At 65.5% G+C, this 24,338-nt stretch carries 20 protein-coding genes and 1 riboswitch; of the genes, 5 read left to right on the top strand and 15 right to left on the bottom strand.

From position 1 onward, the window contains the following. Positions 1-8: 8 nt before the first annotated feature. Both M8A51_RS10965 and imuA read right to left on the bottom strand, forming a co-directional pair. A complete protein-coding gene (locus M8A51_RS10965; RefSeq protein ID WP_251778304.1) occupies positions 9-1,190 on the bottom strand; it encodes a Y-family DNA polymerase in 1,182 nt (393 codons plus the stop codon). Between the two features lie 73 nt (positions 1,191-1,263). Next, a complete protein-coding gene (gene imuA, locus M8A51_RS10960) occupies positions 1,264-2,085 on the bottom strand; it encodes a translesion DNA synthesis-associated protein ImuA (protein ID WP_251778302.1) in 822 nt (273 codons plus the stop codon). A gap of 436 nt (positions 2,086-2,521) precedes the next feature. After that, a riboswitch (cyclic di-GMP riboswitch) is annotated at positions 2,522-2,608 on the top strand. 282 nt (positions 2,609-2,890) lie between these two features. Here imuA and M8A51_RS10955 point away from each other — a divergent pair. Continuing rightward, complete coding sequence (locus tag M8A51_RS10955) at positions 2,891-6,487, top strand: PAS domain S-box protein (protein WP_251778300.1); 3,597 nt, start codon at positions 2,891-2,893, stop codon at positions 6,485-6,487. Positions 6,488-6,712: 225 nt separating this feature from the next. Here M8A51_RS10955 and M8A51_RS10950 read toward each other — a convergent pair whose 3' ends face one another. Next, positions 6,713-8,686: a hybrid sensor histidine kinase/response regulator gene (locus M8A51_RS10950; RefSeq protein ID WP_251778298.1), complete on the bottom strand. Its 1,974-nt coding sequence runs from the start codon at positions 8,684-8,686 to the stop codon at positions 6,713-6,715. 5 nt (positions 8,687-8,691) lie between these two features. Further along, complete coding sequence (locus M8A51_RS10945; protein WP_251778297.1) at positions 8,692-9,852, bottom strand: acyl-CoA dehydrogenase family protein; 1,161 nt, start codon at positions 9,850-9,852, stop codon at positions 8,692-8,694. 264 nt (positions 9,853-10,116) lie between these two features. Between M8A51_RS10945 and M8A51_RS10940 the strand changes: the two genes are divergently transcribed. Beyond that, the gene (locus M8A51_RS10940; protein WP_251778295.1) at positions 10,117-10,524 is read left to right on the top strand and encodes a DUF4383 domain-containing protein; all 408 of its coding nucleotides are present in this window, start codon (positions 10,117-10,119) and stop codon (positions 10,522-10,524) included. Between the two features lie 385 nt (positions 10,525-10,909). On the opposite strand, the gene M8A51_RS10935 is transcribed toward M8A51_RS10940, so the two are convergent. The 3 genes from M8A51_RS10935 to M8A51_RS10925 form a co-directional block, all read right to left on the bottom strand. Beyond that, complete coding sequence (locus M8A51_RS10935) at positions 10,910-11,092, bottom strand: hypothetical protein (RefSeq protein WP_251778293.1); 183 nt, start codon at positions 11,090-11,092, stop codon at positions 10,910-10,912. A gap of 219 nt (positions 11,093-11,311) precedes the next feature. After that, a complete protein-coding gene (locus M8A51_RS10930; RefSeq protein ID WP_251778291.1) occupies positions 11,312-13,693 on the bottom strand; it encodes an ATP-binding protein in 2,382 nt (793 codons plus the stop codon). A gap of 433 nt (positions 13,694-14,126) precedes the next feature. After that, on the bottom strand, positions 14,127-14,594 hold the full coding sequence (locus tag M8A51_RS10925; protein ID WP_251778289.1) for a nuclear transport factor 2 family protein: 468 nt from the start codon (positions 14,592-14,594) through the stop codon (positions 14,127-14,129). A gap of 91 nt (positions 14,595-14,685) precedes the next feature. On the opposite strand from M8A51_RS10925, the gene M8A51_RS10920 reads away from it, so the two are divergent. Then, positions 14,686-15,264, top strand: coding sequence for a TetR/AcrR family transcriptional regulator (locus tag M8A51_RS10920; protein WP_251778288.1), 579 nt, complete (start codon positions 14,686-14,688; stop codon positions 15,262-15,264). 88 nt (positions 15,265-15,352) lie between these two features. After that, positions 15,353-16,243, top strand: coding sequence for a DUF6929 family protein (locus M8A51_RS10915; protein ID WP_251778286.1), 891 nt, complete (start codon positions 15,353-15,355; stop codon positions 16,241-16,243). Between the two features lie 52 nt (positions 16,244-16,295). Here M8A51_RS10915 and M8A51_RS10910 read toward each other — a convergent pair whose 3' ends face one another. The 7 genes from M8A51_RS10910 to M8A51_RS10880 form a co-directional block, all read right to left on the bottom strand. Then, positions 16,296-16,877 (bottom strand): putative glycolipid-binding domain-containing protein, encoded by a 582-nt coding sequence (locus M8A51_RS10910; RefSeq protein ID WP_251778285.1) that lies wholly within the window; start codon positions 16,875-16,877, stop codon positions 16,296-16,298. 290 nt (positions 16,878-17,167) lie between these two features. Continuing rightward, positions 17,168-17,485: a non-heme iron oxygenase ferredoxin subunit gene (locus M8A51_RS10905; protein WP_251778283.1), complete on the bottom strand. Its 318-nt coding sequence runs from the start codon at positions 17,483-17,485 to the stop codon at positions 17,168-17,170. Between the two features lie 7 nt (positions 17,486-17,492). After that, positions 17,493-17,975, bottom strand: a complete 483-nt coding sequence (locus M8A51_RS10900) for an aromatic-ring-hydroxylating dioxygenase subunit beta (RefSeq protein WP_251778281.1) — start codon at positions 17,973-17,975, stop codon at positions 17,493-17,495. A gap of 3 nt (positions 17,976-17,978) precedes the next feature. Continuing rightward, on the bottom strand, positions 17,979-19,238 hold the full coding sequence (locus M8A51_RS10895) for an aromatic ring-hydroxylating dioxygenase subunit alpha (protein WP_251778279.1): 1,260 nt from the start codon (positions 19,236-19,238) through the stop codon (positions 17,979-17,981). A gap of 35 nt (positions 19,239-19,273) precedes the next feature. Then, entirely contained in the window at positions 19,274-19,969 is a 696-nt protein-coding gene (locus M8A51_RS10890) for a fumarylacetoacetate hydrolase family protein (RefSeq protein WP_251778277.1), read from the bottom strand. 25 nt (positions 19,970-19,994) lie between these two features. Beyond that, the gene (gtdA, locus tag M8A51_RS10885; protein WP_251778457.1) at positions 19,995-20,966 is read right to left on the bottom strand and encodes a gentisate 1,2-dioxygenase; all 972 of its coding nucleotides are present in this window, start codon (positions 20,964-20,966) and stop codon (positions 19,995-19,997) included. Between the two features lie 84 nt (positions 20,967-21,050). After that, positions 21,051-22,031: a 2Fe-2S iron-sulfur cluster-binding protein gene (locus tag M8A51_RS10880; protein WP_251778275.1), complete on the bottom strand. Its 981-nt coding sequence runs from the start codon at positions 22,029-22,031 to the stop codon at positions 21,051-21,053. A 94-nt stretch (positions 22,032-22,125) separates the two neighbouring features. Here M8A51_RS10880 and M8A51_RS10875 point away from each other — a divergent pair, with 94 nt between their 5' ends. Next, positions 22,126-23,067 (top strand): LysR family transcriptional regulator, encoded by a 942-nt coding sequence (locus tag M8A51_RS10875; RefSeq protein WP_251778455.1) that lies wholly within the window; start codon positions 22,126-22,128, stop codon positions 23,065-23,067. Here M8A51_RS10875 and M8A51_RS10870 read toward each other — a convergent pair. After that, on the bottom strand, positions 23,046-24,281 hold the full coding sequence (locus M8A51_RS10870; RefSeq protein WP_251778273.1) for an NAD(P)/FAD-dependent oxidoreductase: 1,236 nt from the start codon (positions 24,279-24,281) through the stop codon (positions 23,046-23,048). The genes M8A51_RS10875 and M8A51_RS10870 overlap by 22 nt on opposite strands. Positions 24,282-24,338: the final 57 nt, after the last annotated feature.

Here is a 24,338-nt window from a genome sequence, read left to right as displayed (position 1 = left end):
TGCCTTCCTTACGCGAACACGCCGTGCAGGTACCACGCGGTGTGGTCGTTGGCCAGACGCTCCTGAAACACCCACAGCACCCCGGCGTGCTCGCTCAGCGCGACGAAGTAGTCGCGCTGCACATGGGCGGTGTCGGCGCCGTCGGCCGTGTCGATGCGATGCCACCAGCCGCCTTCGACCCGATGCGGACCGGCGATCAGGTGCAGTACGCCCTGGTACATCGGGCGGTGGTCTTGTGTCGCAAGCTTCAGCGGCTGCGGCAGCACCCAGGTGGGCTGGGGCATGCCGTCGCTCGCAGCACGCTCGCGCGGCGGCTTCCCGGACGCCGGCTGCCAGAACTGCATCCACTCCAGGCGATGGTCTTCGGTCAGCACCGGCCGCAGCACCCGCTCGGGTCCCAGGCGCGCGGCGATACGCTCCAACACCTCGCGCAACGATTCGCCCTGCTGCAATGTGTCGGGCAACAGCGAGGCGCTGGCGGGTTCGAGCGAGCGAACCTCGATGGCTTCGAGTTCGAGGTCGCCGACCGGCGCCAGCAACTCGGTCTTGGCAAGGTGCTCGTTGAGCAGCCGCGACAGGTGCTCGACGTTCCTCGTCGGCTCGCCGGTGCGGACGGTCAGCTCGCCGCCGTCACCGGCCGACCTGGCACGCATCGCATCGTGCGCCCACCGCAACGTGAAGGCGGACGCGCCGCAGTGGCGTGCCGCAAGCCAGCCGCACATCTGCAGCAGCAGGCGGCGGGCGCCGCACATCAGCGCCGGGGCCAACTCGACGCGCGACATGAGCTCGAGCCGGGTCTTGAAGGTTTCAGGCAGCACTTCCCATTGAAGGCCCTCGGGGCGCAGGCCATACGCCTGGTCCAGGGCCGTCAGCAGCTTTTTGTCGAAGCGCCGGCTGACACCGCCGCGCGGCAGCTTGCGGATGTCACCCAGCGTCTTGCAGCCAAGTCGCGCGAGCGTGTCACGGTGTGGCTCGACGGCGGAGAGCACTTCCATCGGCAGGCGGTCCAGGCCTTCCTGTAGCGGGCGCGCAAAACCGTTGTCGACGCCGGCGCGAGCGAAGGCCAACGCGGCCAGGCTGGTCGACGCCGAGCTCACCTGCCCCACCCCCAGTTCGGCGGCTTCGTCGCGCACGCGCTCGCGCAACGCGCGCTTGCCGCCGAACAGGCGCAGGCTGGCGTGAACTTCCATCACGACCGCCGCATCGACGATGGCAACACGGGGGGTGAATTGCAGGGCCCAGGTCGCCAGACCTCGCAGGGTCTCAGGAGTGGACGCGTCGTCGCACGGCGGGTCGGGGAGTAGTGCTGCCCAGTACAACATCAGCAGCCACCTCACGGTCACGGATCCATCGGCTCGGAGTTCTCATCCGAGAGGTCAGTACAGCGTCGAGTCCTCCGGGGATCGAGGGCAGACGGATCTCGCCTTCATGCCGCGCGCCCTTGCGCTTGAGCACCTGCACGGTGAGCTCCCAGTCGAGGTCATAGCCGAGCAGCAGGCGCAGCGGCGCGGGCGAGGCCTCGTGCTGCACGGTGTGTGGGCGGAACAGCACCACCGGGCCGTCGCACGCCTGGGCGCAGACTTGCAGCCGCCTCAGTTGCTCGGGCCGGGCTTGCGGCAGCCACGACAGCAGCGCGCCGCAGGCGTTGGACTTGACCAGTTGTTCGGTGCTCCACAGCCTGTGCGCAGGGCTGTCGGCCTGCACCCAGACCAGGTGACGGTCGTCGATGCCTTCGTGGCGCAAACCAGGAAGGTGGGGGTGCTTGGGCGGGCCGACGACCACGATGGTCTGGCCGGCGTCGACAATGCGCCGCAGCGCCGGACCGAGCAAGCGCCATTCGCAGACGGAAGGCTGCGGCTGCAGCACTTCGGTCAGCGAATGGCAGGGCCAGCCACCACCCGGCAGCTCGTGGTCGAGCGTGTCCCAGCCGGAGCGCACCACGACGCTGACCGGCGTTCCCAGCTCGCTGCCCCGCCACAGCGCTGCTGCCACGTTGCGCGGCAGTTCGCCGGGTGCGACGGGAGCGGCGGAGACAGGGCCTGGCGAGGAGGCGGGCTCCTCAGGCCATTCGGGAACGGGGTGCATGATCGGCTCAACACTGTATGAACATACAGTATCACGCCGTAGGTTCGGTGTCGAGCGGGGGCGGCAACCGCACCGGCGACGGTGCCACTTATTGCCGCTCGGCTCGCAGGAAATCGCTGCAACGACGATCCACGCACGCCTGCCCCGATGCGGGTGTTCCAAGGTGCCGACAACCACCGCCAGCGAGTCCGGACGGCTGTGCCGTCCGTGCAAGCGCCGGGATGGATGGTCAGCGCGGCCTCGGCGGTCGCGTCTGGGAAACGTCAGGGGTGGACGGCGTCGTTCCGGTCGCTACGCCGCTGGCAAGCAGGACAAATTTGCTCGAGCCGCGGCAACGAACCAGAGGGTCGAGGCGGCAGTTAAGTCAATAGGCCCGGAACGCGTCCGGCGATTCACTAGGCGCAGCTCGACAAGACCAAAGTTGGTAATCCTTCGGCCGTTTTAGAGGCAAACCCTGCGAAAGCCTGGGACGCAAAGCTTCCGGCCTAAGGTACAGCAGTACTACGGCAGCGGGGTTGCCGGGAAGGGTCCCGTCGACCCTGTACCGGCCTCCTTCCTTCACGAAGAGGCCGTCGTTGAAATCAATCCCGTCCATGGGCTCGCGTTCCCCTCTTTGAAGTCAAAGGAACGTGGCTTGCTTGAGTCGCGTTATTCCAGGCGGGCTGAGCAACGCCTCCCCGCCCCTTGGTGCACCAGCAGGCAGCTTCGCCTGCCCTCACCCTTCCTCGCTGGCGCTGCCGGTATGCCTGCCGACTGCCAATCAGCTCCGGGAGGGACTCGTCGTTCTCTTGCAGTGGAGTTGCGCATGGAGACTGATCCGGGGCCGGTTCCGTCCATCACGTCCGAAGCTCGCACCGCAATGCGCAGCTTGGTCGATGCCCTGCCGCGCATCGTGTGGTCATTCGATCGATACGGCGCCTGCACCCAGCTCAGCCATACTGCCCGCCGCTACTTCCCGTCGTTGCAGGACTTCTCGCTGGAACTGTGGCGGGAGTTTGTCCATCCCGACGACCTGCGCGAGGTGTTGCAGACGCTCGAACGTGCGACGAAGGCCCTGGAAGACTACCACCTGCGCTATCGAATGGTCAGGTCCGACGGAAGCGAGCGTTGGGTGGTGAGCGTCGGAGCCGCTTGCTTCGACCGAGAAGGCCGGTTTGCCAGCTACACCGGGACCGTCACCGACGTATCAGCAGCGGTGGCGTCCCACGCTTCGCTTGCGGCCAGCGAGGCTCAATACCGCCTGCTCGCGGAAAACGGCGGTGATTTGATCCTGCATGTCGATGCACAGGGACACTATGTCTACGTCTCGCCGGCGGTGACGCAGGTGCTAGGGTACGAACGGCACGAGCTGCTGGGGCAGAACGGCTTCCAGCTCATGCATCCCGAGGACCAGGCGATGATGCAAGCCGAGGCTGAGGCGATGGCGAAAGGAAGGTCGTACGCCAACCGCATGCAGTTCCGTTTCCTGCACAAGCAAGGCCACTACGTCTGGTTGTCCTCCACCGGCCAGGCTGTGCATGATTCTCTCACCGGCGACTTCACCGGACTTGTCGCGATCGCTCGCGACATTTCAGTGGAGAAGGAAAACCACCGCCAACTGCAGGAGCAGGAAGAACGCTATCGCACGCTGTTTTCCTTGCTGGCGGACGCCTATTGGGAATGCGACCAGCAGCTTCGGGTGGTCTTCGCCGGCGGCGGCGCCAACTGGCTCGGCGAGTCGGCCCAGCGATGGATCGGCCTGACAGCTTTGGATTTTGTCGCGGATCCCGTCGAGCCTGGGACACGGCGCTTCATCGAAGCCCTACAGGCGCGTCGCCCCTTTCGAGACCTCATCTGGACCGCCCGCCCCCCGTTCCTCGGTTCGCATCGCAAGATCTCATCGTCGGCCTTGCCCATGTACCGCAACGGAGAATTCGTGGGCTTTCGCGGCATGAGTCGGGACGTCACGGATGAGGAGACGTTGCAGGAGCGGCTGCGCCACCTTGCGGAGGAGAACAAGGACCTCGTCGACAACGCGTTCGACATTGTGTGCATGCTGGATCTCGAGGGCAGGTTTTTGAATGTGAATCCAGCGGCAACCGCTCTGTCCGGCTACAGCCAGGCCGAGTTGCTGAGCCGGTCCTTCTTCGAGCTCCTGCATCCGGAAGACCTGGAGGCCGCGCATGAGGCATTGGAGCGCAGTCGCAGTGAGCAAACGGGCGACAGACGCAATGTTCTGCGGCGCTGGGTGACAAAGCTTGGCGAAGTGCGGCATCTTTCATGGTCTTATCGCTGGGATGCGAAGAAGGGCGTGGTCTACGCAACCGGACGGGACGTGACACACGAGCATCAGATCCAGCAGGAACTGGCCCACGCCCACGCCCGCCTGGAAAGCCTGCTGTCGAGCATCGACGATGCCTTTTTCTCGTTCGACCGCGACTGGCGGTTCACGTTCGTCAACGACCATGCTGCTCAGTGGGTGCCCGAGCACGAAAGGCCCGACCTGCTGGGGCGGCGCTTCATTGCAGAGATCCTGCCCATACTGAAAGGCACCATCTTCGAAGCAAAGTACCAGCATGTCCTGGACACGGGCGAAGCGGTGCAGTTCGAAGGTTGCATTGACGGCCACTGGCTGTGGGTCCGCGCCTATCCGTCCTCGGAGGGCGGCGTATCGGTATTCTTCCATGACATCACGCAGCAGCGTGCAGAGCGCGAGGCCCTGGCGCAGAGCGAGGCCCGCTTCTCCAACCTCATCCACAGCACCTCCGAGGGCTATCTGCGGGTCTCGCATGAGCTGCGCATCGTAGAAGTGAATCCGGCCCTGTGCGCAATGTCCGGCTATGCGAAGGACGAACTTGTCGGGCGTGCCATTGACTTTCTCTTTCCTCGCTGCCCCATCGATTTCGAGCCGGTTCCAACGGAACGAAACGGGAGAACGAACATCAAGCTGGAAGACGTGGTCATCCGCCACCGTGACGGCTCCGACGTGCACATTCTCATGAGTGCCACGCTGGAACGGGACGACCACGGGCGATCGCTGTGGCTGACTGGATTTCTCAGCAACATCACCGAACGGAAGCTCGCCGAGCGCCAGCTCGAGCGGCTCGCCACGCACGACACGCTCACCGGCTTGCCGAACCGCACCATGCTGCAGCACCGGATTGACGCCTTGCTTGCTGAAGGGGCCGAGAAGGACGAGCCGATCGCAGTGATGTTCGTCGACCTTGATCGGTTCAAGGAAATCAACGACTCGATGGGACATGAGGCGGGGGATGAGTTGCTGCGAGTGGTGGCGAAACGCCTGCGTTCCCGCCTGCGCCCGATGGACGTCGTGGCCCGTGTCGGCGGTGATGAGTTTGTGATTGTGTTGCCATGTGCACACGGCCGTGAATCCGCTGCCTTTGTGGCGCAAAAGCTCATCCGAGACGTCTCCGCGCCCGTCCAACTGGCCGGGCAGGAGGTGTTTGTCGGCGCTTCGATCGGCATCAGCATGTACCCGCACGACGGGACGGACAAGAAGCTGCTGTTCCAGAACGCTGACATCGCGATGTACCGAGCGAAAGCTGCCGGGCGCAATGACTACCGCTTCTTCTCGCAGGAGATGCATGACGAGGTACGCGCCAAGCTGGTGCTCGAAACCTCGCTGCGCCGCGCCCTTGAACGCAATGAATTCGAGGTGCACTACCAGCCGCGAGTGGACGTGCACAGTATGAGTGTCACCGGAATGGAAGCGCTCCTGCGATGGAACCACCCGCACATGGGGCGGGTATCTCCGGCACAGTTCATTCCGCTGGCAGAGGAAACGGGGCTCATCGTGCCGATCGGCGAATGGGTGTTGGAACAGGCATGCCGCCAGACACAGCAGTGGGTGCAGGCCCTGGGACAGGAGCTGAAGGTTTCGGTGAACCTGTCGCCACGGCAGCTCCACGATCGCCGGCTGGCGGACAAGGTCCGGCATGTCCTGGAGAAGACGGCATTGCCTCCAGCGTTGCTCGAACTCGAACTCACGGAAGGCGCAGTGATGCAGGATCCTGTTTCTGCTGGGCAGCGCCTGCATGAACTCAAGGCGCTAGGGCTGAGTCTTTCAGTCGATGACTTCGGGACCGGGAATTCTTCTCTCGCGTATTTGCGCCTCTTGCCCATCGACGTGGTCAAGCTCGATCGATCGTTCCTCAACGACACGTCCACAGGCGTGCGCCCGGGTACCGGCTTGGCTCAGGCCATCATCAACCTGGCTCATGCACTCGATCTGCGCGTGGTGGCGGAAGGCGTGGAGACGGAACAGATGCTGCACTTCCTTGGCAGCGCAGGCTGCGACGAGGCACAAGGCTATCTGCTATGTCGCCCCGTTCCTCCCGCTGATTTCGAGCGCTTCGTCCGCACCGACGCGGCGAAGTTGCACAACGCGCAGCCCCCACGATGACTGCGGCGTGACCAAAGAATGTCTTGATGCGGATATCGGCGTCGCCGAGGGCGTGGATTGCCATGGTCCGCGGACACCACCTGAGCTCACGGCACCGCCCGGTTCAAACGCCTCATGCACTGCCGTCCGTTGGAAGCGTCTGCGGCGGCCTCCCACCGCCGCAGACCGTACCCGGCTGGCGCTGCCGAGTTCACTGCTTGCTCGCGTGCGCCGGAAGTCGCCGCTTCAACCGCGCGCAGGCGCCCCCCCGAGGCGATCAAGGAAGGTCAGCATGGCCTTCGGCTCGATGGGCTTGACAAAATGATGGTCGAATCCCGCCTCTTTGGCGCGAACCCGGTCAATGGCCTGCCCATGTCCGGTCAACGCGATCAGTGCCGGGGAAGGCTGTAGCGGAGCGCCGCGCAGCATCCTGGCGAGTTCGTAGCCATTGATGTGCGGCATTCCGATGTCGACGATCACGGCGTCGGGCTGCAGAGCCACTGCCTGCTCCAGCGCCCGCCGCGGATCGGTCTCGGCATGTACGGTGTGACCATGGGTCATGAGCAGCATGGCAAGACTGTGCGCGGCATCTTCATTGTCGTCCACCACAAGCAGCGTCAGTCGACGGATAGCGCCGGCCGCCGCTGCTGCCGCTACACCGGGATCCACTTCGGCGTCGGCATCGGAGAGGCGGGGAAGCCTGACTGCAAACGTGCTTCCGGCCCCTGGACCTGCGCTGTGTACGGTGACCGTGCCGTTGTGCAGCAGGGTCAGCCTTTGCACCAACGCCAGGCCTATGCCCAATCCCCCGGACGCGGCACTCAGTCCTGGCTCGCATCGCAGGAACAAGTCGAAAACCTTCGGCAAGCTGTTCGCAGCGATTCCAATGCCGTTGTCGGTGACCGACACCTGCACGCCCTGATCCTCTGCCTCGATCTGAACGGAAATCTGCCCTCCATCGGGGGTGAACTTCGCGCTGTTGTTCAGCAGGTTGGCAAAGATCTGCGTGAGCCGTTTTCGATCAGCGAGAACCAGCGCAGCGCTGCTCGCGTGTGTCACCGTGAGCCGGTGATGCTTCGATTCAATCAACGCGCGGACTTGCTCGACAGCTTCGCTGACCGCCACGCCGATGGGGAGCGGCTCCAGCTCGAGAGTGATGACCCCCCGGGTGACCCGAGCAATGTCGAGCAAATCATCGATCAGGCCCGTCATGTGAGTCGCCTGGCGCCGGATCATCTCGACGGCCTTTCTCGCGCGCTCGTCGGTCAGGTTGAGAACATGCAAGACATGGGCAGCGTTGCGGATGGGCGCAAGCGGGTTTCGCAGCTCGTGGGCAAGGACCGCCAGGAACTCGTCCTTCTGGCGGCTGTGGCTTCTCAGCTCCTCCTCCAGCAGGTGTCGCTCCGTAATGTCGCGCATGATGACCGCTATACCGATCACATGCCCCTCGTCGTCCCCGATCCGGTCAAAGGCAGCGTCGACGTACTTTGCCTGCCTGTTGCTGCGCGATGCCAATTCGACGCGCGCCTCCCCTGTCAGGTACGCCGTGTGCAACTTGGCATCGAACGCCTCGGGGTCGTCGAACAGGCTACGAAGCGCCAGCCGTGCGGCCTGGGCTTGCCCGATGCCGAAAAGCCGTTCAGCGCCTGCATTCCAGGACACGACCAGCCCTGCAGGGTCAACTGACACGATCGCGTCGTGTGCACTCTGCAGCACACTGGCGAGGTAGCGATCCGAGGCCACAAGACGGCGGTATTCGGACGAGTCCGCTGGCGCGACCGAAGAAAGTCTCAGCCGCATGCGGTCCAGCGTAGTTCGCAACCGCGCTTGCTGCTCGCACAGTGCCAATGCTTGGCGCAGCTGTCGCTGGACCTCGTCATCCCTCGCCGGGGCCATGGACCAACGCCCGCCAGGGGGACCGGCGAATACCGCTTCGCCTCTGGCCTGCGGCTCCTTGACGGGGTCCACGGCAAAGACAAACCGAAGTTCGGGGTGATTGCGCGCAAGCCGTCGGGCTGCTGCAAATGGGCGCTCAACGTCTGGGTCCACAAGGACGACCAGGGCCTGCCCACCCTGTCTAGCGTTGGTGATCCCGGTCTCGACGCCCTCGACGTCGAAGGCATGCTCGGTGCGTGCGTCGCACTGCTGTGCCTGCGCAGCGGCGTGCTTGGCTGATTTGGACGCCGTGGCGTCGGGTCGGCCGCGCAGAACGATGATCAACCGTGTCAAAAGAGAGGTACCCCGAGCGCGCTACGGCCGATCCAGAGCGTCAGCATGTCGGTGGTCGGTGCCATCACATGCCCTGCACGCGCATCACGCAGCAGGCGCGCCAACATGCCGTTTTCTCCATAGGCAGCGCCGCCGCACAAAGTCATCGCCTCATTGGTTGCGGTCACCGCGGTGGTGGCTGCCTCGGCTTTGCTCGCCAAGAGGGCGATCATCGCTTGCGGGTCGCCGAGGTCGCCCAGACGGGCCGCGTGATAAAGCAGCAGACGACACTTCTCGACGGACATCCACAGCTGCCCCACCCGGTGCTGCAGGAGCTCGATGTCGGCAAGTGACTGTCCTGAGTGGACGTGCCGTCGGCCTTTCATGTGCTGCAGAGCCAGATCCAGCGCGGCTTGGGCGATCCCGAGGTAGGTTCCAGCCATTGCCGTAAGAAAGTACGGCGCGACGATCTCGAAGACGTACCACACTTGGTCGCCTTCGTCGCCCAGCAAACGGTCCGCAGGTACCACCGTCGATTCCAGATGCAAGGTCCGCGAGGCGTTGCCTCGCATCCCCAATCCATGCCAAGGGTGTCCCCAGTGCAGGTTAGGCGCGTCGCGGTCGATAACCAGGCAGCTGAACTCTCCCTGCTCCCGCGAACCGCTTGCCTGCGTCGAAATGACATACGAATCGGCGTAGCCTCCGCTCGTGACAAATTGCTTGTGTCCGTCAATGACGTAGTTTTCGCCCTGCCGCTCCAAGGAAGTTCGCGAAAGGAAGAAGCTCGCTCCAGTGCCGGCCTCCGACAGGGCCAGAGTCGTGAAATGTTTGCCCTGCGCGATCGGCGCCAGATAGGCCTGCTCTTGACGTTTTGTGGCTTTCGCGGCGAGAACCGCGGTTGCCACGCAATGCATGCCGAAGCACATAGACGTCGATGAGCACGCTTTCCCTATTGCCTCTGTGATGGCCGCGACCGCAAGCAACCCCTGGCCGTGCCCCCCGGCAGCGCGTGGGACCGTCAATGCTGTCAGCCGGCTCTCGGACAGCGCGGCGAGTGACTGCCGAGGCCACGAGGCGTCCCTGTCGACCTTCTCGGCGCTGGGGGCAATGACATCGACAGCGAGACTTTCGGCCTGCTCGACCAGGCGACGAAGTTCGCTCGAGAAGAATTCGTTCATTTACATAAGTGTCTGCCAAAGCACCCGGTATTTTTCCCGTGTCGCTCGTGCCCCATCCGGGCGCTAAGGTTTTCGCTCAAGTTCCCAGCGCAGTCACTCTGGCGGCGTCCCTAACGGTCGCCGCCGGGTCTTTAGGCTCGAAGGTGTCTACTGAACCTGGGGCGATTTGGCCCTGGCAAGCCGCTTGCTGCGGGACTGGCAGCAGCGTTTCAATGCAGGAACGATGCTGATGGGCGGCTCAGTCACTCCAACAAGGACAGAATCATGAAAGTTCGTACTTTCGCATTTGTTTATGGCGCGGTCTTCCTCATCGTCGCCATCGCCGGCTTTATCCCCGGCATGACGGCACCTCATACGCACCCCGACGTGACAGTGACCGCCGGCATGGGCCTTTTGTTAGGACTGTTCCCGGTCAACGTCCTGCACAACGTCTTCCACGCCGCATTCGGCCTCTGGGGCCTTGTCGCGGGGCGCGGCTTCGACGCCGCCCGGATCTATGCCAAAGCGGTTGGCATCGTCTACACGGCCCTGGCTCTGATGGGCCTGATCCCAGCCCTTCGGCTGCATACGACCTTTGGCCTCGTGCCTCTGTACGGGCACGATGTGTGGCTCCACATCGTGTTGGCTGCGGTCGCGTTGTATTTCGGCTTTCGCCGCGACGCGGACCGCTGAAGGAAGTTTCGGGTACATGGCGCACGCCGCAACGGATCTTGCTCACCGGAAACGAGCATGCTTATTCGTACCGCCGCGCTGAGGGCGGCTGCCGTGTTGATTGTCGCGTCGCAGGCAGATCGGCCGGTGCAAGCTCAAGCAAGCTGCAAACCGCGTTGATTGATCTGCGCTCATCTCCCCGTCGGAAGCAGAGGACACGGGGCCACCCGGCAAACGACGTCCATTCGAAATAAATAACATCGCGGACGCTATGCACTTGGCCAGCGCCGCGCTGCCACGCAACCTTCGCTATAGGTCTGAGCAGCGAGCGCCTGACGGCGACGCGAAAAGTCAGTCGCCAACGGGGCCCGGGCAGCGCCGCTCCCCAGCTGCAGCCGCCGCTCATTCAAGCCGCGGTCGGAATCCCCTGCTGCATCCACCTCACAGCGGCTTCTTCCGGTTCCAGTGCCCGCCACAGCGGGTCGTTGAACAATTCGCACGCGACCTCGTCCAAGTCGCCGATCGCGATCGTCTTCCACCGTTCGTGCAGTCGTTCCGCACACCGAGAAATCCAGTCGACCGGGTCCATCTCTCTGCTCCTTGCATGCCGTTCGATTGAATCCATCATACTGTATGTTTATACAGTATTTTAATCGTCAGTGCTCCAATGCCGTCTCTGGGCAGAATGGGTCTACGGTACCCGGTGGAGGAACGGTTCGATGCATGGAACGACGAAATGCTCAGGACCCAGGCAGTCGGCAACCCCTCTGCCTCTGGGCACACGCTCGGTGCACGCGGCCTAGCCTCTTTACAGAGCCCCGCCAGCCTGGGCTTTTCCGTCTGTCGTCGTCCTTGGCGACAGCAGCCGCACCAGGGCGTCCAGAACGCGCGGCACGTCGATCGGCTTGGTCCAGTAGTCCAGGAACCCGGCCGCCCGTGCCTCCTCGACCTGCTCCCGCATCGCATCGGCGGACACGGCAATGCAGCGCAGCTCGCACGTGTCCGGGTGGCGGCTCAGCCGCCGCAGCAGTTCGATGCCGTCGATGTCGCCAAGGTTCATGTCGATCAGCACCAGCTCCGGCGCCATCTCGCGTGCCAGGCGCTCGCCCTCGGCACCGTTGGACGCCATCAGCAGCGTCCAGCCGGGCAGTTGCCGGAACACGTCCTCCATCAGGATCATGTTGAGCGGCTCGTCCTCGACATAGAGGACTCGGTGCGAAGGCCACGAGGTCGAATCGAACGATGCAGCAGGCGCCACCGTCGCGTCGGCGGACGCCGCTTCCGCGCCCTCGGCGGCAGGCAGCTCGATCACGAAGGTGGACCCGCCACCTGGACGACTTTCGACGTGGAGCTGCCCTCCTATTGCCGCCAGCAGCCGCCGGCTGATCACGAGCCCGAGGCCGCTGCCTTCGACGCGGGTGCGCTCGGCACCGAGGCGATTGAACGGCTGGAAAAGTTGCGCCTGCTGCTGCTCGTCCAGCCCGGGGCCCTGGTCGCGCACGGCAATACGCACCGTGCCATGGCGGGCATCACGGCGAATCTCCAGCGTGACCCGACCGCCGCGCCGGTTGTACTTGATCGCGTTCGACAGCAGGTTCATCAGCACCTGCTCGAGCGCGCGAGGGTCCGCCACTGCCCAGACCGGCTCGCAGGCGACGGGCAACGACGGCAAGGCCACCTCGGCCTCGTCGGCCAGCGGCTGGACGAGGGCAAGACAGTCGGCCACCGCGCTCCACGCGTCGACCCCGATCGGCTGGACCGTGAAATCTTCCTGCTCGATTCGCGTCAGCTCGAGCATGTCGTTGATCAACCCGAGCAAGTGCCGCCCTGCCCGCCTCGCGTTGTCGAGCCGCTTGCGCTGGGCAGGCGACAGCGGCTCGGCCCGGTCGAGCAGCATCAGTTGCGTGAAACCGAGGATGGCGTTCAAGGGCGTGCGCAGTTCGTGGCTCACCCGCGACAAGAACTCGCTCTTGGCGTCATTGGCGCGCTCGGCCGCCTGCTTGTCGCGCTGCAACCGCTCGAACTCCCATTGAGACGTGACGTCCCGACAGGTGCCCACGAGGCCCACCGGCTGCCCTTGACGGTCGTACAGGCCGCGCGCGCCCACCTCCAGGACCACATCGGTGCCATCCGGGCGGCGCAGCCGGTAACGGGTTTCCACCGTGCGTCTGTCGTGCAGTGCGCTGAACAGCTCGTGGCGAGCCTGCTCGCGCTCGCTTGCGTCGACGGCCTGCAACCAATCCTGCAAGGTGTAGCCGACAAGCGGATAGCCGAGCCCGTGGTTGGCACAGGCGCGCCGGTCCATCGACATCAGTCCGGTGGCCAGATCGACTTCCGCGATGCCGATGCCCGCCGCATCGGCGGCCATGTCCCAGCGCTCCTCGGAGCGGCGCAGCGCCAGCTCGATCTCCTTGCGCTCGCTCACGTCGGCGATGAAACCGTGCCACAGGGTGCTGCCGTCGCTTTCTTGCTCCGGCATGGCCCGCACCTCGATCCAGGCGACGGTATCGCCGGCGATGACACGGCATTCGCACTGCCACGGTGTCAGCTCGAGGTAGGCACGAGCGAGACTGTCGACCACGGCCCGGCGGTCGTCCCGGTGGATCTGGCGATAGAGCCGGGCCGAACGGCGTGCATCGAACTCGCGGCGGCCCTCCAGGCGCAGCACCTGCGGCAAGCCGTCGCTCATGTAGGGAAAGTGAAAACGCCCGTTCCGCTCGATGCGCAGCTGAAAGATGACGCCGGGCACATGCGAGGACAACCGCTCGAGAAGATCCTCATGCTGCCGCGACCGCCGTGCGGATTCGACCTGGGCCGTGATGTCGCGCGCCGTGCCGCGATAGCCCAGGAAGCGGCCGCTGCCATCGAACACCGGGACCGCACTGCGCGATACATACAGCAGGCCGCGTGGCGTGCGCTTTTCCGACACCGCACCGCTGAACGCCTGACGACGGGCCAGCAACTGCAACAGGTTGCCTCGCCGTGCCCGGCTGCCGTCGAGGTGCACGAGCACCGCGTCCTCCACCGGCCGGCCGACGAGACCGGACGGCATCAAGCCGGTCACGGCGGAGATCTCGTCCGATACCCAGGTGTAGCGCAGCTGTTCGTCGGTTTCCCACATCCAGTCACCCGACGCGCGGCAGAAATCGCGCAGGCGGGCTTCCTCGGACGACGGCAGTGGTGCTCGCATGGCGTGTGGTCCAGGGCTGTTCACACTACGGAGGGCTGATGCGCTGGGTCCAGGCGACCTTGCGCAAGACGCAAAAGCGCCGCCGGGTGACCTACCCGGCGAGGCTTTGCAACGCCGCTCACGGCCCCTTGGGCCGCAACCCCTATGAGAGCACAGCCCTCGGTCGAGTGAGCGAGCCCCGGGCCATTCTCCGGCGCACCGCGTGGCCCCGGAAGTGCAATGTGTGCAATCCCACAGCGTCTTGCGTGCGTAGTTACCCGGGTTGTACGCACTGCACATCGGGCAGGCAGTTGCGAACGCCTTGGCCGCGCTCCGCGCTCGCCAGGCAGGCAGGCAGGCAGGCAGGCAGTGTCCGGGCAGGCGTACGTCGATGGGCGGCGCCTGCGTCTACCAGCATCTACCGTACCGGGGCTGCGCCCCGGAATGCAAGCCGTCAGAGGCCGAGCGCACTGAGCCCGGCATGATCGTCGGGTCGCCGGCCCGGCGGCCAGAAGAACAGCCGCTGCGAAACGCTGATCGGCATGTCGTTGATGCTGGCATGCCGCTGGGTCATCAGGCCCGTCGCATCGAATTGCCAGTTCTCGTTGCCATAGCTGCGAAACCACTGCCCGGCGTCATCGTGCCATTCGTACGCGAACCGCACCGCAATGCGATCCGGCCCATGGGCCCACAACTCCTTGATCAGCCGGTAGTCCAGTTCGCGCGTCCACTTGCGTTGCAGGAAGGCTTTCACCTGCTCTCGCCCGACTGGAAACTCGGCGCGATTGCGCCAGCGTGTGTCTGCGCTGTAGGCCAGCGCCACGCGCTCCGGATCGCGGGTGTTCCAGGCGTCCTCGGCCAGACGGACCTTGACTCTTGCCGTTTCGTCGGAGAACGGCGGTACCGGGGGGCGGGCTTCCATGCGGTGTCACTCCTTGCTTGATCGATGTAGACAGATCTGTCTACGTTCCTTCAGTCTACGGCATGTAGACAAACCTGTCTACAATGACGGGATGGACCGAGCACCCACCGCCGCCGCCCTCCTGCCCGCACGCGAGCGCATCCTCGCCACGGCACATGATCTCTTCTATCGCCATGGGGTGCGCGCGACCGGCATCGACCGGGTCATTGCAGAGGCCCGCGTCACCAAAGTGACCTTCTATCGCCACTTCCCCAGCAAGAACGACCTGGTGCTGGCCTACCTGGAAGCGCGGCACGAGCATTGGATGCAGTGGTTTCGCGCTGCGCTCGAGAGGCACCGCGCCGTCAGCCCGGGTGCTGCGGCACTGATACCGGCCCTCGGGGAATGGCTGCGCAGTCCTGGATACCGTGGTTGCGGCTTTCTCAACTCGGTGAGCGAGTTGGCCGAGGAGCTGCCGGCCGTCCTCGAGGTCACCCGGCGGCACAAGCGAGAGATGGCAGCCGCGGTCGAGACGCTATTGCCTGCCGGTGCCGGCCGCGCACGGCGCACGCGTGCGCTGTGCATCGCCCTGGACGGTGCCATCGTGCACGCACAATTCGGCGAACCAGTCGACGACGTACTGAGAGGCCTGCAGCTGCTCATGCAGGGCATGCTCACCGAGGGCGAGTGATCCCGTCCCGCTGGCAGGCCGCTGACAGACCCCTCTCGGCGCCCGGGCGCACAATTCGTACATGCTTGTTCCGCATCGTCTGCGCCAGTTGACGCTCGATCCCAGCGACCATCCTCGAGGTCAACCGCACCTCAGCTCGGCCAGCGGCCTTGCTCGCGTCGGCCGCAAGCTCTACATCGCGGCGGACGACGAACACCATCTGGTGCAACTCGATGCCGACGATCCCGTGGCATGCCCTTTGCGGATGGTGCAGTTCGCGCCGGGAGCGCTGCCCGACGATCATGCGCAGCGGAAGAAGGCCAAGCCGGATCTGGAGGTGCTGGTTCACGTTCCGCCCCTCACCGCGCAGCAGAACGGCCTGCTGGCCGCATTCGGCTCGGCCTCCACGCCACGGCGCCAGCGCGCGTTCGTGTTCCCGGTCGACAGACATGGCGAACTTGTCGGGCTGCCACGAACCGTCTCTCTCGAACAGCTTCACGCAGCGCTGCACGGGCGACTGGGGGAACCGAACTTCGAGGCCGCGTTCTTCGATGGTACGCACCTGCATCTCTTCCAGCGAGCACACCGGGGCCACCCTTACAACGCACACATCCGCTACCAAGGGGCGCCGGCCGCTCGTTGGCTTGCCGGCACAGGCACTGTGCCGCCGCCGCTCGACATCGCGACCGTCGATCTCGGGTCCATCGATGGCGTGCCGCTCGGCATCACGGACGCTGCCGCCTGGCCGGCCGGGGGTTGGGTCTTCTCGGCGGTTGCGGAAGACACCTCGAACCCCTACGACGACGGCGCCTGCGTCGGCTCGGTGATCGGATGGTGCGATGCCCGAAACCGCGTGGTGCGATGCGAGCGCTTGAAGGACGCCCCCAAGGTCGAAGGCGTGGTGCTGGCGGACGATGATCGACTCTGGCTGGTGACGGACGCGGATGATCCGGCACGACCTTCCGAGCTGCTGGAGCTGCGGCTGTCGGCTCTGAGCTGAGGCCCCGCTGGTCACGGCTCGCGCGCCAGGCCGGCCAGGGCACGGGCGCAATTCAGCGGGGCAGGCGCACGCGCTGGAACAGTTCCGGGTAGTCGATCACGATGCCGTCATCGTCGACCGGCAGTTCGGCACGGAAACCGCTGCCGTCGAGGTTCTCAAAAAGATAACGCCGCTCGCCCAGTCGCGTGTACGCCTGGGGCTGAACCTGCACCGTCAGGTCGGGCGCGAAGATCCATGCCATGCGGAACTCCCGCCGCTCGCCGAGGGCCATCGGCTCGCGCCGGATCGGAAAGCTGTTCGTGAAAGGCGTCGGCCAGATGTCGATGTCCCGGCACCCCTCCAGTTCGTCCAGCGGGCCTCGTTCATCGCGCCAGTGACCCGCACCGTCGGTCTCGAGGTGCAGCGAGTGCGTGAAAAGCTCGGTCACGACCTTCAGCCCGGCATGGCGCAGCTGCCAGGCATCGTCCCAGCCGAGCCGGTAGGTCAGGCGAAACGGCCCCTGATCCTCGTCGATGGCCAGGACCACGCTGTCAGCCGCACCGGGCGACAGCAGCAGATGCTCGAGCCCCACACCCGGCTGGTCCTGGTTCCAGCTGGGGAGCCAGCAGATCGCTCGGGCTGCTGCATGGGGCATCGCACATCCTTTCCGGGCTTGGCCATCGAAAGCAGTGTGCGGCGAGACGTCGAACCCACGCCCTGCCGAGGGTCTTGGCACGACGTCCGGCACCTGTACGTCGCCGAAGCAGGCCTGTTGCCGACGTCCATCGGGGACAACCCGTCGGTGACGGCGTAGGCGGTGGCGCACGACATCAGCGATGGCATCACCGCCAGAGGCCCGGGGCCCGACGCGAAACGCCTGACGCAGCCACGCACTGCCCTGTGCGTCGACCAGCAGGGCCGCTCTGCCTGATCTGGCGCATTCGCTCAGTCGAGCTGCAGGTAAACGCGCCCCCCCTCGACGCGCACCGGGTAGCTGCGCAATGCGTCCGTGACCGGCTGGCACAGGGGGTTGCCGTTGCGCACGTCGAACTTGCCCTGGTGCAACGGGCATTCGATCTCGTAACCCTCAAGGAAACCGTCGCACAGCCGCGCCTGGCCGTGTGTGCACGTGTTGTCCGTCGCATAGATTTCGTCGCCCACCGCATACAGCGCGACATCGCGACCGGCGGCGACCACACCGATCACGTCGTCCTCCGGGAGTTGGTCGGCAGGCAGCACATCGACCCAGTTTCCGTCGTTCATCGCGGCCTCAGATCGGGTAAATGATGGAATTCGGAATCATTTCGCTGTCGTAGATGCATTCCCGCGACGCGAACTTCAGGCCGCCCGGCGTGCCGACCACCGTGTCGATGTAGCGACCGACGTTGAAGACGGTCGTCGCCTCAGACAGCTTCGTGCGGAAAACGGCGTAGTTGGCTTCGCAGCGCATGCCGTCCGGCCCGATGTCGCGGACGACCGGCGCCCCGACGACGTGACGCTGGTAGTACGGGTCGTGGAACAAGGTTTCCTTGATGCCGTAGACGCGATCCTTCAGCATGCCCTTGCTCGTGAAAGACAGCGTTGCCAGCGGAAAGCCGCGCTCGTGGTTCTCGCGCGGCTGCAGCCGGTAGACGCATCGGTCGGTGAAGAACTCCGGCCAGAGATCCCACTGACCGGAGTCGACCGCGCTGGCGTAGTCGGCATAGAGCTGATTGAGCGCCAGCCAGTCCTTGAAGTCCAGGTTCGCAAGCATCGCTCAAGCCTCCATCACGGCACGCCAATAGCGGTACATGCCTCGTATCAGGGTTTCCGTGATCATGTGGTCGGCGTTCTCGACCTCGTGCCCCCCCAGCTCCGCCAGGGCTCGGTGAAAGGGTTTGGACTCGAATGCTTGCTGGGAAAACTCGATCACCTCGCCGTCGTCGGCCGAGACGAAGCCGGCGGGCCCGAACAGATTGGCCTGGCACAGGCGGCGTCGGGTCATCGCCTCGTCGTCGTCGTCGAAGCCGAAATGTGTCCAGACGAAATCGAAGCTGCCGCGCCCGTTCGGCTGGATGTGGCGCGTCGAGACGCTGTTGACCTGCTGCTGCAGGATCACGCTGGGAAAGATGGTCGTCATCACCGCGGTCGGCCCGTCCCACCAGGGCTCGGCAACGATGTCGAGAAAGCTGGCATCGTTGAGCTGCATGCTTTCCTTGAAGCTCGACACCTGGGTGACCTGTTCGGCCCTGCCGCCGGTGCCTCGCGTGGACACCATCGCGGCATGTCGGTGCTTGTCGTCCATGCGAAGTTGCGACTTGTTGTCCGCACGCCAGAGCCCGAAGGTGACGAACCAGGTGTGCAGCAGGCCCGGGTGGTACGGGTCCTTGATGTTTTCCTGCATCAGCTTCCAGTTGCCCGGAATGCGCTGCCGGTTGTAGCCCAGGATCTTCAACTTGCGCCCGCCGAAGAGGCGGTCGAAGTACCCCAGGATGGTCGGGCCCAGGTAGTCTTCAAACGGCTCCACGTCCGCGTCGAACGACGCGAAGACCACACCGCCGCGCGCAGCCACCTTCAGCTTGGTGAGGCCGTGCTCGCCGGGCTTGAAGTCGGCGGGCATGCCGCCCTGTACCTGACCGTCCTGCTTCACTCCGCGTCGGAACGGCACGCCCTGCAGGTCGCCTTGGAGCGTGTAGCTCCACTGGTGATAGGGACAGACGAACTCCTTGCGGTTGCCGTGCCGTTCCCGGCAGAAGCGCATGCCACGGTGTGCGCAGACGTTTTCGACCACATTGATGCCGCCATCGGCGTCGCGCACCATCAGGACCGAGCGCTCACCGATCGCCGTGCGCTTGAAATCCCCCGGGTTCGGCACCTCGGCCTCCAGCCCCACGTAGCACCAGTGGCCCTTGTAGAAAAAGCGCTCCAGTTCGCGACGGTACAGCGCATCGCTCGTGTAGCTGAGGAACGGGATGCGATGGGTCCCCTCGTTTTCCCAGCGCGGTTCGGTCGGAAAGACGTTCGACGTATGGTCCAAGCTTGCCTCCTTGATCATCGGGATTCGGGCCGAGCTCAGCCTTCGAGCCTCACCTCGATCTCGCCGAGCCCGGCGATCGCGCCGTGCATCACGTCGCCGGGCACCACGGCGCCCACGCCCTCGGGCGTGCCGGTCATGATCAGATCGCCCGGCTCGAGCCCGTCGTACTCGGAGAGGACCGCAATGGCCTCGGCCACCGACCAGATCAGCTGGGCGATATCGGAGGACTGGCGCATCCGACCATTGACCCGCAGCGTGATGGCCGCCGCTGTCGGATGGCCGACGTCCTGCACCCGATGCACCGCGCCGATCGGCGCGGACTGCGCAAACGACTTGCCGAACTCCCAGGGACGGCCCTTGTCGCGGGCTTCGAGCTGAAGGTCGCGGCGTGTCATGTCCAGGCCGACGGCATAGCCGTACACGTGCGCCAATGCCCGCCCGACCGGAATGTTGCGCCCGCCCTGGCCGATGGCGACGACGAGTTCGACCTCGTGGTGGAAGTCATTCGTTCTTGGCGGATACGGCACGCTCACCGGGCGTGCCGCATCGACCACGGCGGTGGCAGGCTTCATGAAGAAGAATGGCGGTTCGCGCTCAGGGTCGATCCCCATCTCGCGCGCATGTGCCGCGTAGTTGCGGCCCACGCAGTAAATGCGATTCACGGGAAAGCGTTGATCCCGCCCGGCGACCGAAAGCGCGGACAGTGCGGGAGCGGGGACACAGAGATTCATGATGGCGGTCTTTCCTGCATGGGCCTCAAAGGCGCTGTTCGCGCCACAGGCCGAGCGCCTGTTGCGCCGGGCGGTCGGAGAAGCTGAACAGCAGACTGTCGCCATCGGCACGCAGCTGCAGGTCGTGCCACGAAGGCACCACGAAAACGTCGTTCTCCTGCAACCGCCAGCTCTGCTCGCCCACCTTCACTTCGCCGTGGCCTTGCAGGCACACGTGCACCGTGCCGTCGGTCGACCGCAGCGGCCTGGTCTCGAAGCCGGCCGGCAACCATTGCGCGCAGGCACCGATCGTCGGCATCGGCGAGGCGCCGGTCGCCGGGTTCACGTAGCGAAGCTTGAAGCCATGGTGGGGATCCGGCACGCCGCCGGAGATCGCCTTGAGCGAGGCGCGGGTACGCTCGAACGGATAGACGAACACACGCGTGGCCTCGGTCGGCTTCGGCGCGTAGTCGATCGGCACCATGTTGGCGCCATAGCGCGCGAGCGCATCGCCCTCGGGTCGCGAAGGCGGCGGCGCCGACTGAGCGTTCTTCTCGGCGAAGCCTGCATCGAAGAATCGCACCATCGGAATGTCCAGCCCGTCGAGCCACACCACGGGCTGGTCGCCGGGGTTGCCGTGATCGTGCCAGGTCCAGGCCGGTGTGACGATGAAGTCGCCTCGGTGCATGGTGGTCCGCTCGCCGTCCACGGCCGTGTACGCGCCCTCTCCATCGAGCACCAGGCGCAGCGCCGACTGCGTGTGTCGGTGGGCCGGCGCCACTTCGCCGGGGAGGATCAGTTGCAACCCGGCGTAGAGGCTCCGGGTGACGCATGACTGCCCTCGAAGGCCCGGGTTCTCCAGGATCAACACGCGCCGCTCGGCCTCTTCGGCGGTCAGGAGTCGGCCGGCTTCCAGCACGTGCCTGCGCAACTCGGCGTAGCGCCATAGCGCCGCCACGGCCGGCGAGCGTGGCTGCGGTGGCACCAGCGCCGACAGCACTTCCCACAGCGGGGCCATGTGGTGCACCCCGATGCGGTCGTAGTAGGCAGCGCGGTCGCCGTCGGCGGCACGGTGTGGGGCAGAGTGCAAAACATGCTCCTTTCAGGCGGGTTGCGCGTAGAACGCGTCAGCGTGGATGTGAGCCGGCTCCACCCCTTTTTTCCGGGCCAGCACGGTCGCCGCCTCGACCATGGGTGGCGATCCGCACAGGTAGGCATGCCAGCCCGCAAGGCTGGCGATGTCCTGCTCGATGGCGTCTGTGACCAGGCCGCGGCGCAGCCCGCTTGAACCATCGGCCGAGGCCACGACGACTTGCAGGCTCAACGCCGGGTGCTGAAGCTGCAGGTCGCGCAGCCAGCCCATTCCGTAAACGTCGGCGGGCGTGCGCACGCCGATGTACAGGTGGACGGGATTGCGCAGGCCTTCGGCCACCACGGCACGCAGGATCGATAGCACCGGCGCCAGGCCCGTGCCCCCCGCCACGCAGAGCATCGGACCGTCGTGCTTGCGGCGCAGATAGGCGGTACCGAGGGGGCCGCTGACCCGGACCCGATCGCCCGGCTTCAATTCGGTGGCGATGTAGGACGACACGCGACCGCCCGGCACCTTGCGGACGTGAAACTCGAGCGTGCCGTCGCCCGCCAGGCCGGCCATCGAGTACGGGCGCGCGTGTTCGGGCGTGAACTGCAGCTGCACGTACTGCCCTGGCGAGTAGCCGATGGGTTTCGCCGGCCTGAGCACCACGCGCTTGACGTCGCGCGTCAAGGTCTCCACCGTCTCCACAGTGGCCTTCACGATGCACGCCGGGTGCACGACGACCTCGTCGGGTTCCGGGATCTCGACCGTGCATGGCTGCGTGACAAACGTCTGGCAGGCCAACACGTAGGAGTCCCCGTCGTCCAGCGGGCGGGCGCGGCCCGGGTCGATCACTTCCCCTTCGACGAGGCGACAGCGGCAGGTGCCGCAGCGGCCGGCCATGCAGCTGTAGGACACCGGGATCTGCGCGCGGCGCAACACATCGAGCAGGTTGCTCCCGGGCTCGACGTCGATCGACCTGCGCAGCGGTTGGATCAGGAGTTCCATGGGCCCGATGATCCGGTCAGCACCGGAATCAGCCAACACGATTCCCGATATAGTTCATATCACTGGTGGTGATGTCGAGGGGAGGCACGAGATCATGGAGCTGCACGAACTGGACCTGAACCTGCTGGTGGTCTTCAACCACCTGCTCGCTGAACGCAGCGTGTCCAGAGTGGCCGAGAAACTCGGCGTCTCGCAGCCTGCTGTCAGCAACTCGCTGGCCAAGCTGCGCAAGCAGTTCGCAGACGAGCTGTTCTTGCGTACGCCCAGGGGCATGGAGCCGACGCCCTTTGCAGACCAGCTCGCCGGATCGGTCGGCTATGCCCTGGCCATGATCCAGAGCGGGATCAATCTGAGGACGAACTTCGACCCGACCACCGCGGAGCGCTCCTTCACGATCGGAATGACCGATGTCGGCGAGATCTATTTCCTGCCGACGCTGATCGAACGCCTGCGCCACGAAGCCCCGGGCGTCACGCTGAGCACGGTGCGCAACACCGCGGTCAACCTGCGCGACGAGCTGGAGTCCGGCAAGGTGGATCTGGCCGTCGGCCTGCTGCCCCAGCTAAAAGCCGGCTTCTTTCAGCGCCGGCTTTTCGCGCAGCCCTATGTCTGCGTGATGCGCCGTGGCCATCGTCTCGCCAAGCGTCGCATCTCCCTGGCGGAGTTTTCCGCAGCCGAGCACCTGATGGTCGTCGCCGCCGGCACCGGGCACGGCAAGGTCGACGAGTTGATGAAACGCGGCGGCGTTGCGCGCAACGTTCGGCTGACCGTCCCGCACTACGTCAGCGTGGGACACATCCTGCAGGGATCCGACATGATCGCAACGGTGCCTGACCGCCTGGCCACCCGACTGCTGGAGCCGTTCGACCTGGTGAAGGTTCCGCACCCGGCGAAGCTGCCGGACGTGTCGATCAACATGTTCTGGCACGCCAAGTACCACCGCTCGCCGGTGAATCGGTGGTTGCGCGACCTGGTGTTCGAGCTGTTCGCCGACACCACCCGCACGAGCGCCCGTCAGAAGCGGGCCGGCGAATAGGGTTCCGGATCGACGATCGGTGTCTCGCCGCTCATCAGCTCTGCAAGCAGCCTGCCACAGACCGGCCCGAGGGTAAAGCCCTGGTGCGCATGGCCGAAGTTGAACCAGAGACCACGATGGCGCGCAGCGGCCCCGATGACGGGTTTCATGTCGACCGTGCAGGGCCGTGCTCCCCGCCACGGCTGCGCCTCCACAGGTTCACCCAGGTCGAGCAGGCTGCGCGTGGACTGCTCGGCCCTGTGCAGTTGGACGGGGGTCGAGGGCGCGTCCAGCGGCGCGAACTCGGCGCCGGTCGTGATGCGGATGCCCCGCTTCATCGGAGCCAGCATCACGCCCTGTTCCATGTCGAGCATCGGCAAGGCAAGCGTCGCTCCCCGACGGTAGTGCCGGTGATAGCCGCGCTTGACGAACAAGGGCAACTTGTAGCCGAGCGCCCGCGTGGCCTGGTCCGACCACGGGCCGAGTGCCAGCACCGCGTGCTCGGCGTCGACGCTGCCGCTGGCGGTATCCACGGCCCACCCGCGGCCCTGCTGGCGCAGGGTCCGAGCGTCGCCGACCAGGACAACACCGCCCTTCTTGACGAACAGCGCTGCGTAGCGTTCGACCAGTTCCGCGGGTTCGCTCACCGACCAGGCGTCTTTCCAATGAATGGCGCCGGCCATCGGTGCCTGCAAGGCGGGCTGGGCCGCCGCGAGCGCCGCCCCGTCCAGCACGGCGCAATCCAACCCTGCCCGGTCCGCCACCCGGAGGGCTTCGGCCGCGGCGGCGTGCCACACTGCCGGTGTTCGGTAGCTCTGCAGCCACCCGTTCCTGCTCACGAGATCCTGTGCGCCGCACTCGTCCATCCACCTGGCGTGCTCGGTCAGACAGTGCGCGATCAGCCGCTCGTAGGCTTCAGCGATCGGCGCATAGGCCGCCGGGGCGGAATGGGCCCAGTACCTCGCCAGGCGCAACGCGATGCCCGGCAGGCCGCCAAGGTGGTAGTGCGCTTCGTTGCCGCGTCCTGACGCGACTCTGAGAATGGCACGCCACTCCCGTGGAAAGCCGTACGGCCTCACCGCCTCGCGCTGGATGATGCCGGCGTTGCCGTACGAGGTTTCCAGGCACCTCGCGTTGCGATCCACGAGCGTGACATGATGGCCCCGCTGCTGAAGCGCAAGCGCCGTGCTGACGCCGACCATGCCGGCACCGAGAACCAGGACATGGGTACTCATCGCGCCCCTCCGGGCCCTGAACGGCTATGCATCGGCCCCCTCATTGGTGTTGACCGC

It is taken from the genome of Caldimonas mangrovi (assembly GCF_023721835.1).
GTDB classification, from domain to species: domain Bacteria; phylum Pseudomonadota; class Gammaproteobacteria; order Burkholderiales; family Burkholderiaceae_C; genus Caldimonas; species Caldimonas mangrovi.
This window is presented reverse-complemented; position numbering and strand designations above follow the sequence as displayed.

What these genes read in the sequence shown, in the direction of transcription:
- M8A51_RS10965 (WP_251778304.1), bottom strand. Translation starts at nt 1,190, where the DNA reads ATGGAAGTTCACGCCAGCCTGCGCCTGTTCGGCGGCAAGCGCGCGTTG.
- imuA (WP_251778302.1), bottom strand. Translation starts at nt 2,085, where the DNA reads ATGCACCCCGTTCCCGAATGGCCTGAGGAGCCCGCCTCCTCGCCAGGC.
- M8A51_RS10955 (WP_251778300.1), top strand. Translation starts at nt 2,891, where the DNA reads ATGGAGACTGATCCGGGGCCGGTTCCGTCCATCACGTCCGAAGCTCGC.
- M8A51_RS10945 (WP_251778297.1), bottom strand. Translation starts at nt 9,852, where the DNA reads ATGAACGAATTCTTCTCGAGCGAACTTCGTCGCCTGGTCGAGCAGGCC.
- M8A51_RS10940 (WP_251778295.1), top strand. Translation starts at nt 10,117, where the DNA reads ATGAAAGTTCGTACTTTCGCATTTGTTTATGGCGCGGTCTTCCTCATC.
- M8A51_RS10935 (WP_251778293.1), bottom strand. Translation starts at nt 11,092, where the DNA reads ATGGACCCGGTCGACTGGATTTCTCGGTGTGCGGAACGACTGCACGAA.
- M8A51_RS10930 (WP_251778291.1), bottom strand. Translation starts at nt 13,693, where the DNA reads ATGCGAGCACCACTGCCGTCGTCCGAGGAAGCCCGCCTGCGCGATTTC.
- M8A51_RS10925 (WP_251778289.1), bottom strand. Translation starts at nt 14,594, where the DNA reads ATGGAAGCCCGCCCCCCGGTACCGCCGTTCTCCGACGAAACGGCAAGA.
- M8A51_RS10920 (WP_251778288.1), top strand. Translation starts at nt 14,686, where the DNA reads ATGGACCGAGCACCCACCGCCGCCGCCCTCCTGCCCGCACGCGAGCGC.
- M8A51_RS10910 (WP_251778285.1), bottom strand. Translation starts at nt 16,877, where the DNA reads ATGCCCCATGCAGCAGCCCGAGCGATCTGCTGGCTCCCCAGCTGGAAC.
- M8A51_RS10905 (WP_251778283.1), bottom strand. Translation starts at nt 17,485, where the DNA reads ATGAACGACGGAAACTGGGTCGATGTGCTGCCTGCCGACCAACTCCCG.
- M8A51_RS10900 (WP_251778281.1), bottom strand. Translation starts at nt 17,975, where the DNA reads ATGCTTGCGAACCTGGACTTCAAGGACTGGCTGGCGCTCAATCAGCTC.
- M8A51_RS10890 (WP_251778277.1), bottom strand. Translation starts at nt 19,969, where the DNA reads ATGAATCTCTGTGTCCCCGCTCCCGCACTGTCCGCGCTTTCGGTCGCC.
- gtdA (WP_251778457.1), bottom strand. Translation starts at nt 20,966, where the DNA reads ATGGCCCCGCTGTGGGAAGTGCTGTCGGCGCTGGTGCCACCGCAGCCA.
- M8A51_RS10880 (WP_251778275.1), bottom strand. Translation starts at nt 22,031, where the DNA reads ATGGAACTCCTGATCCAACCGCTGCGCAGGTCGATCGACGTCGAGCCC.
- M8A51_RS10875 (WP_251778455.1), top strand. Translation starts at nt 22,126, where the DNA reads ATGGAGCTGCACGAACTGGACCTGAACCTGCTGGTGGTCTTCAACCAC.
- M8A51_RS10870 (WP_251778273.1), bottom strand. Translation starts at nt 24,281, where the DNA reads ATGAGTACCCATGTCCTGGTTCTCGGTGCCGGCATGGTCGGCGTCAGC.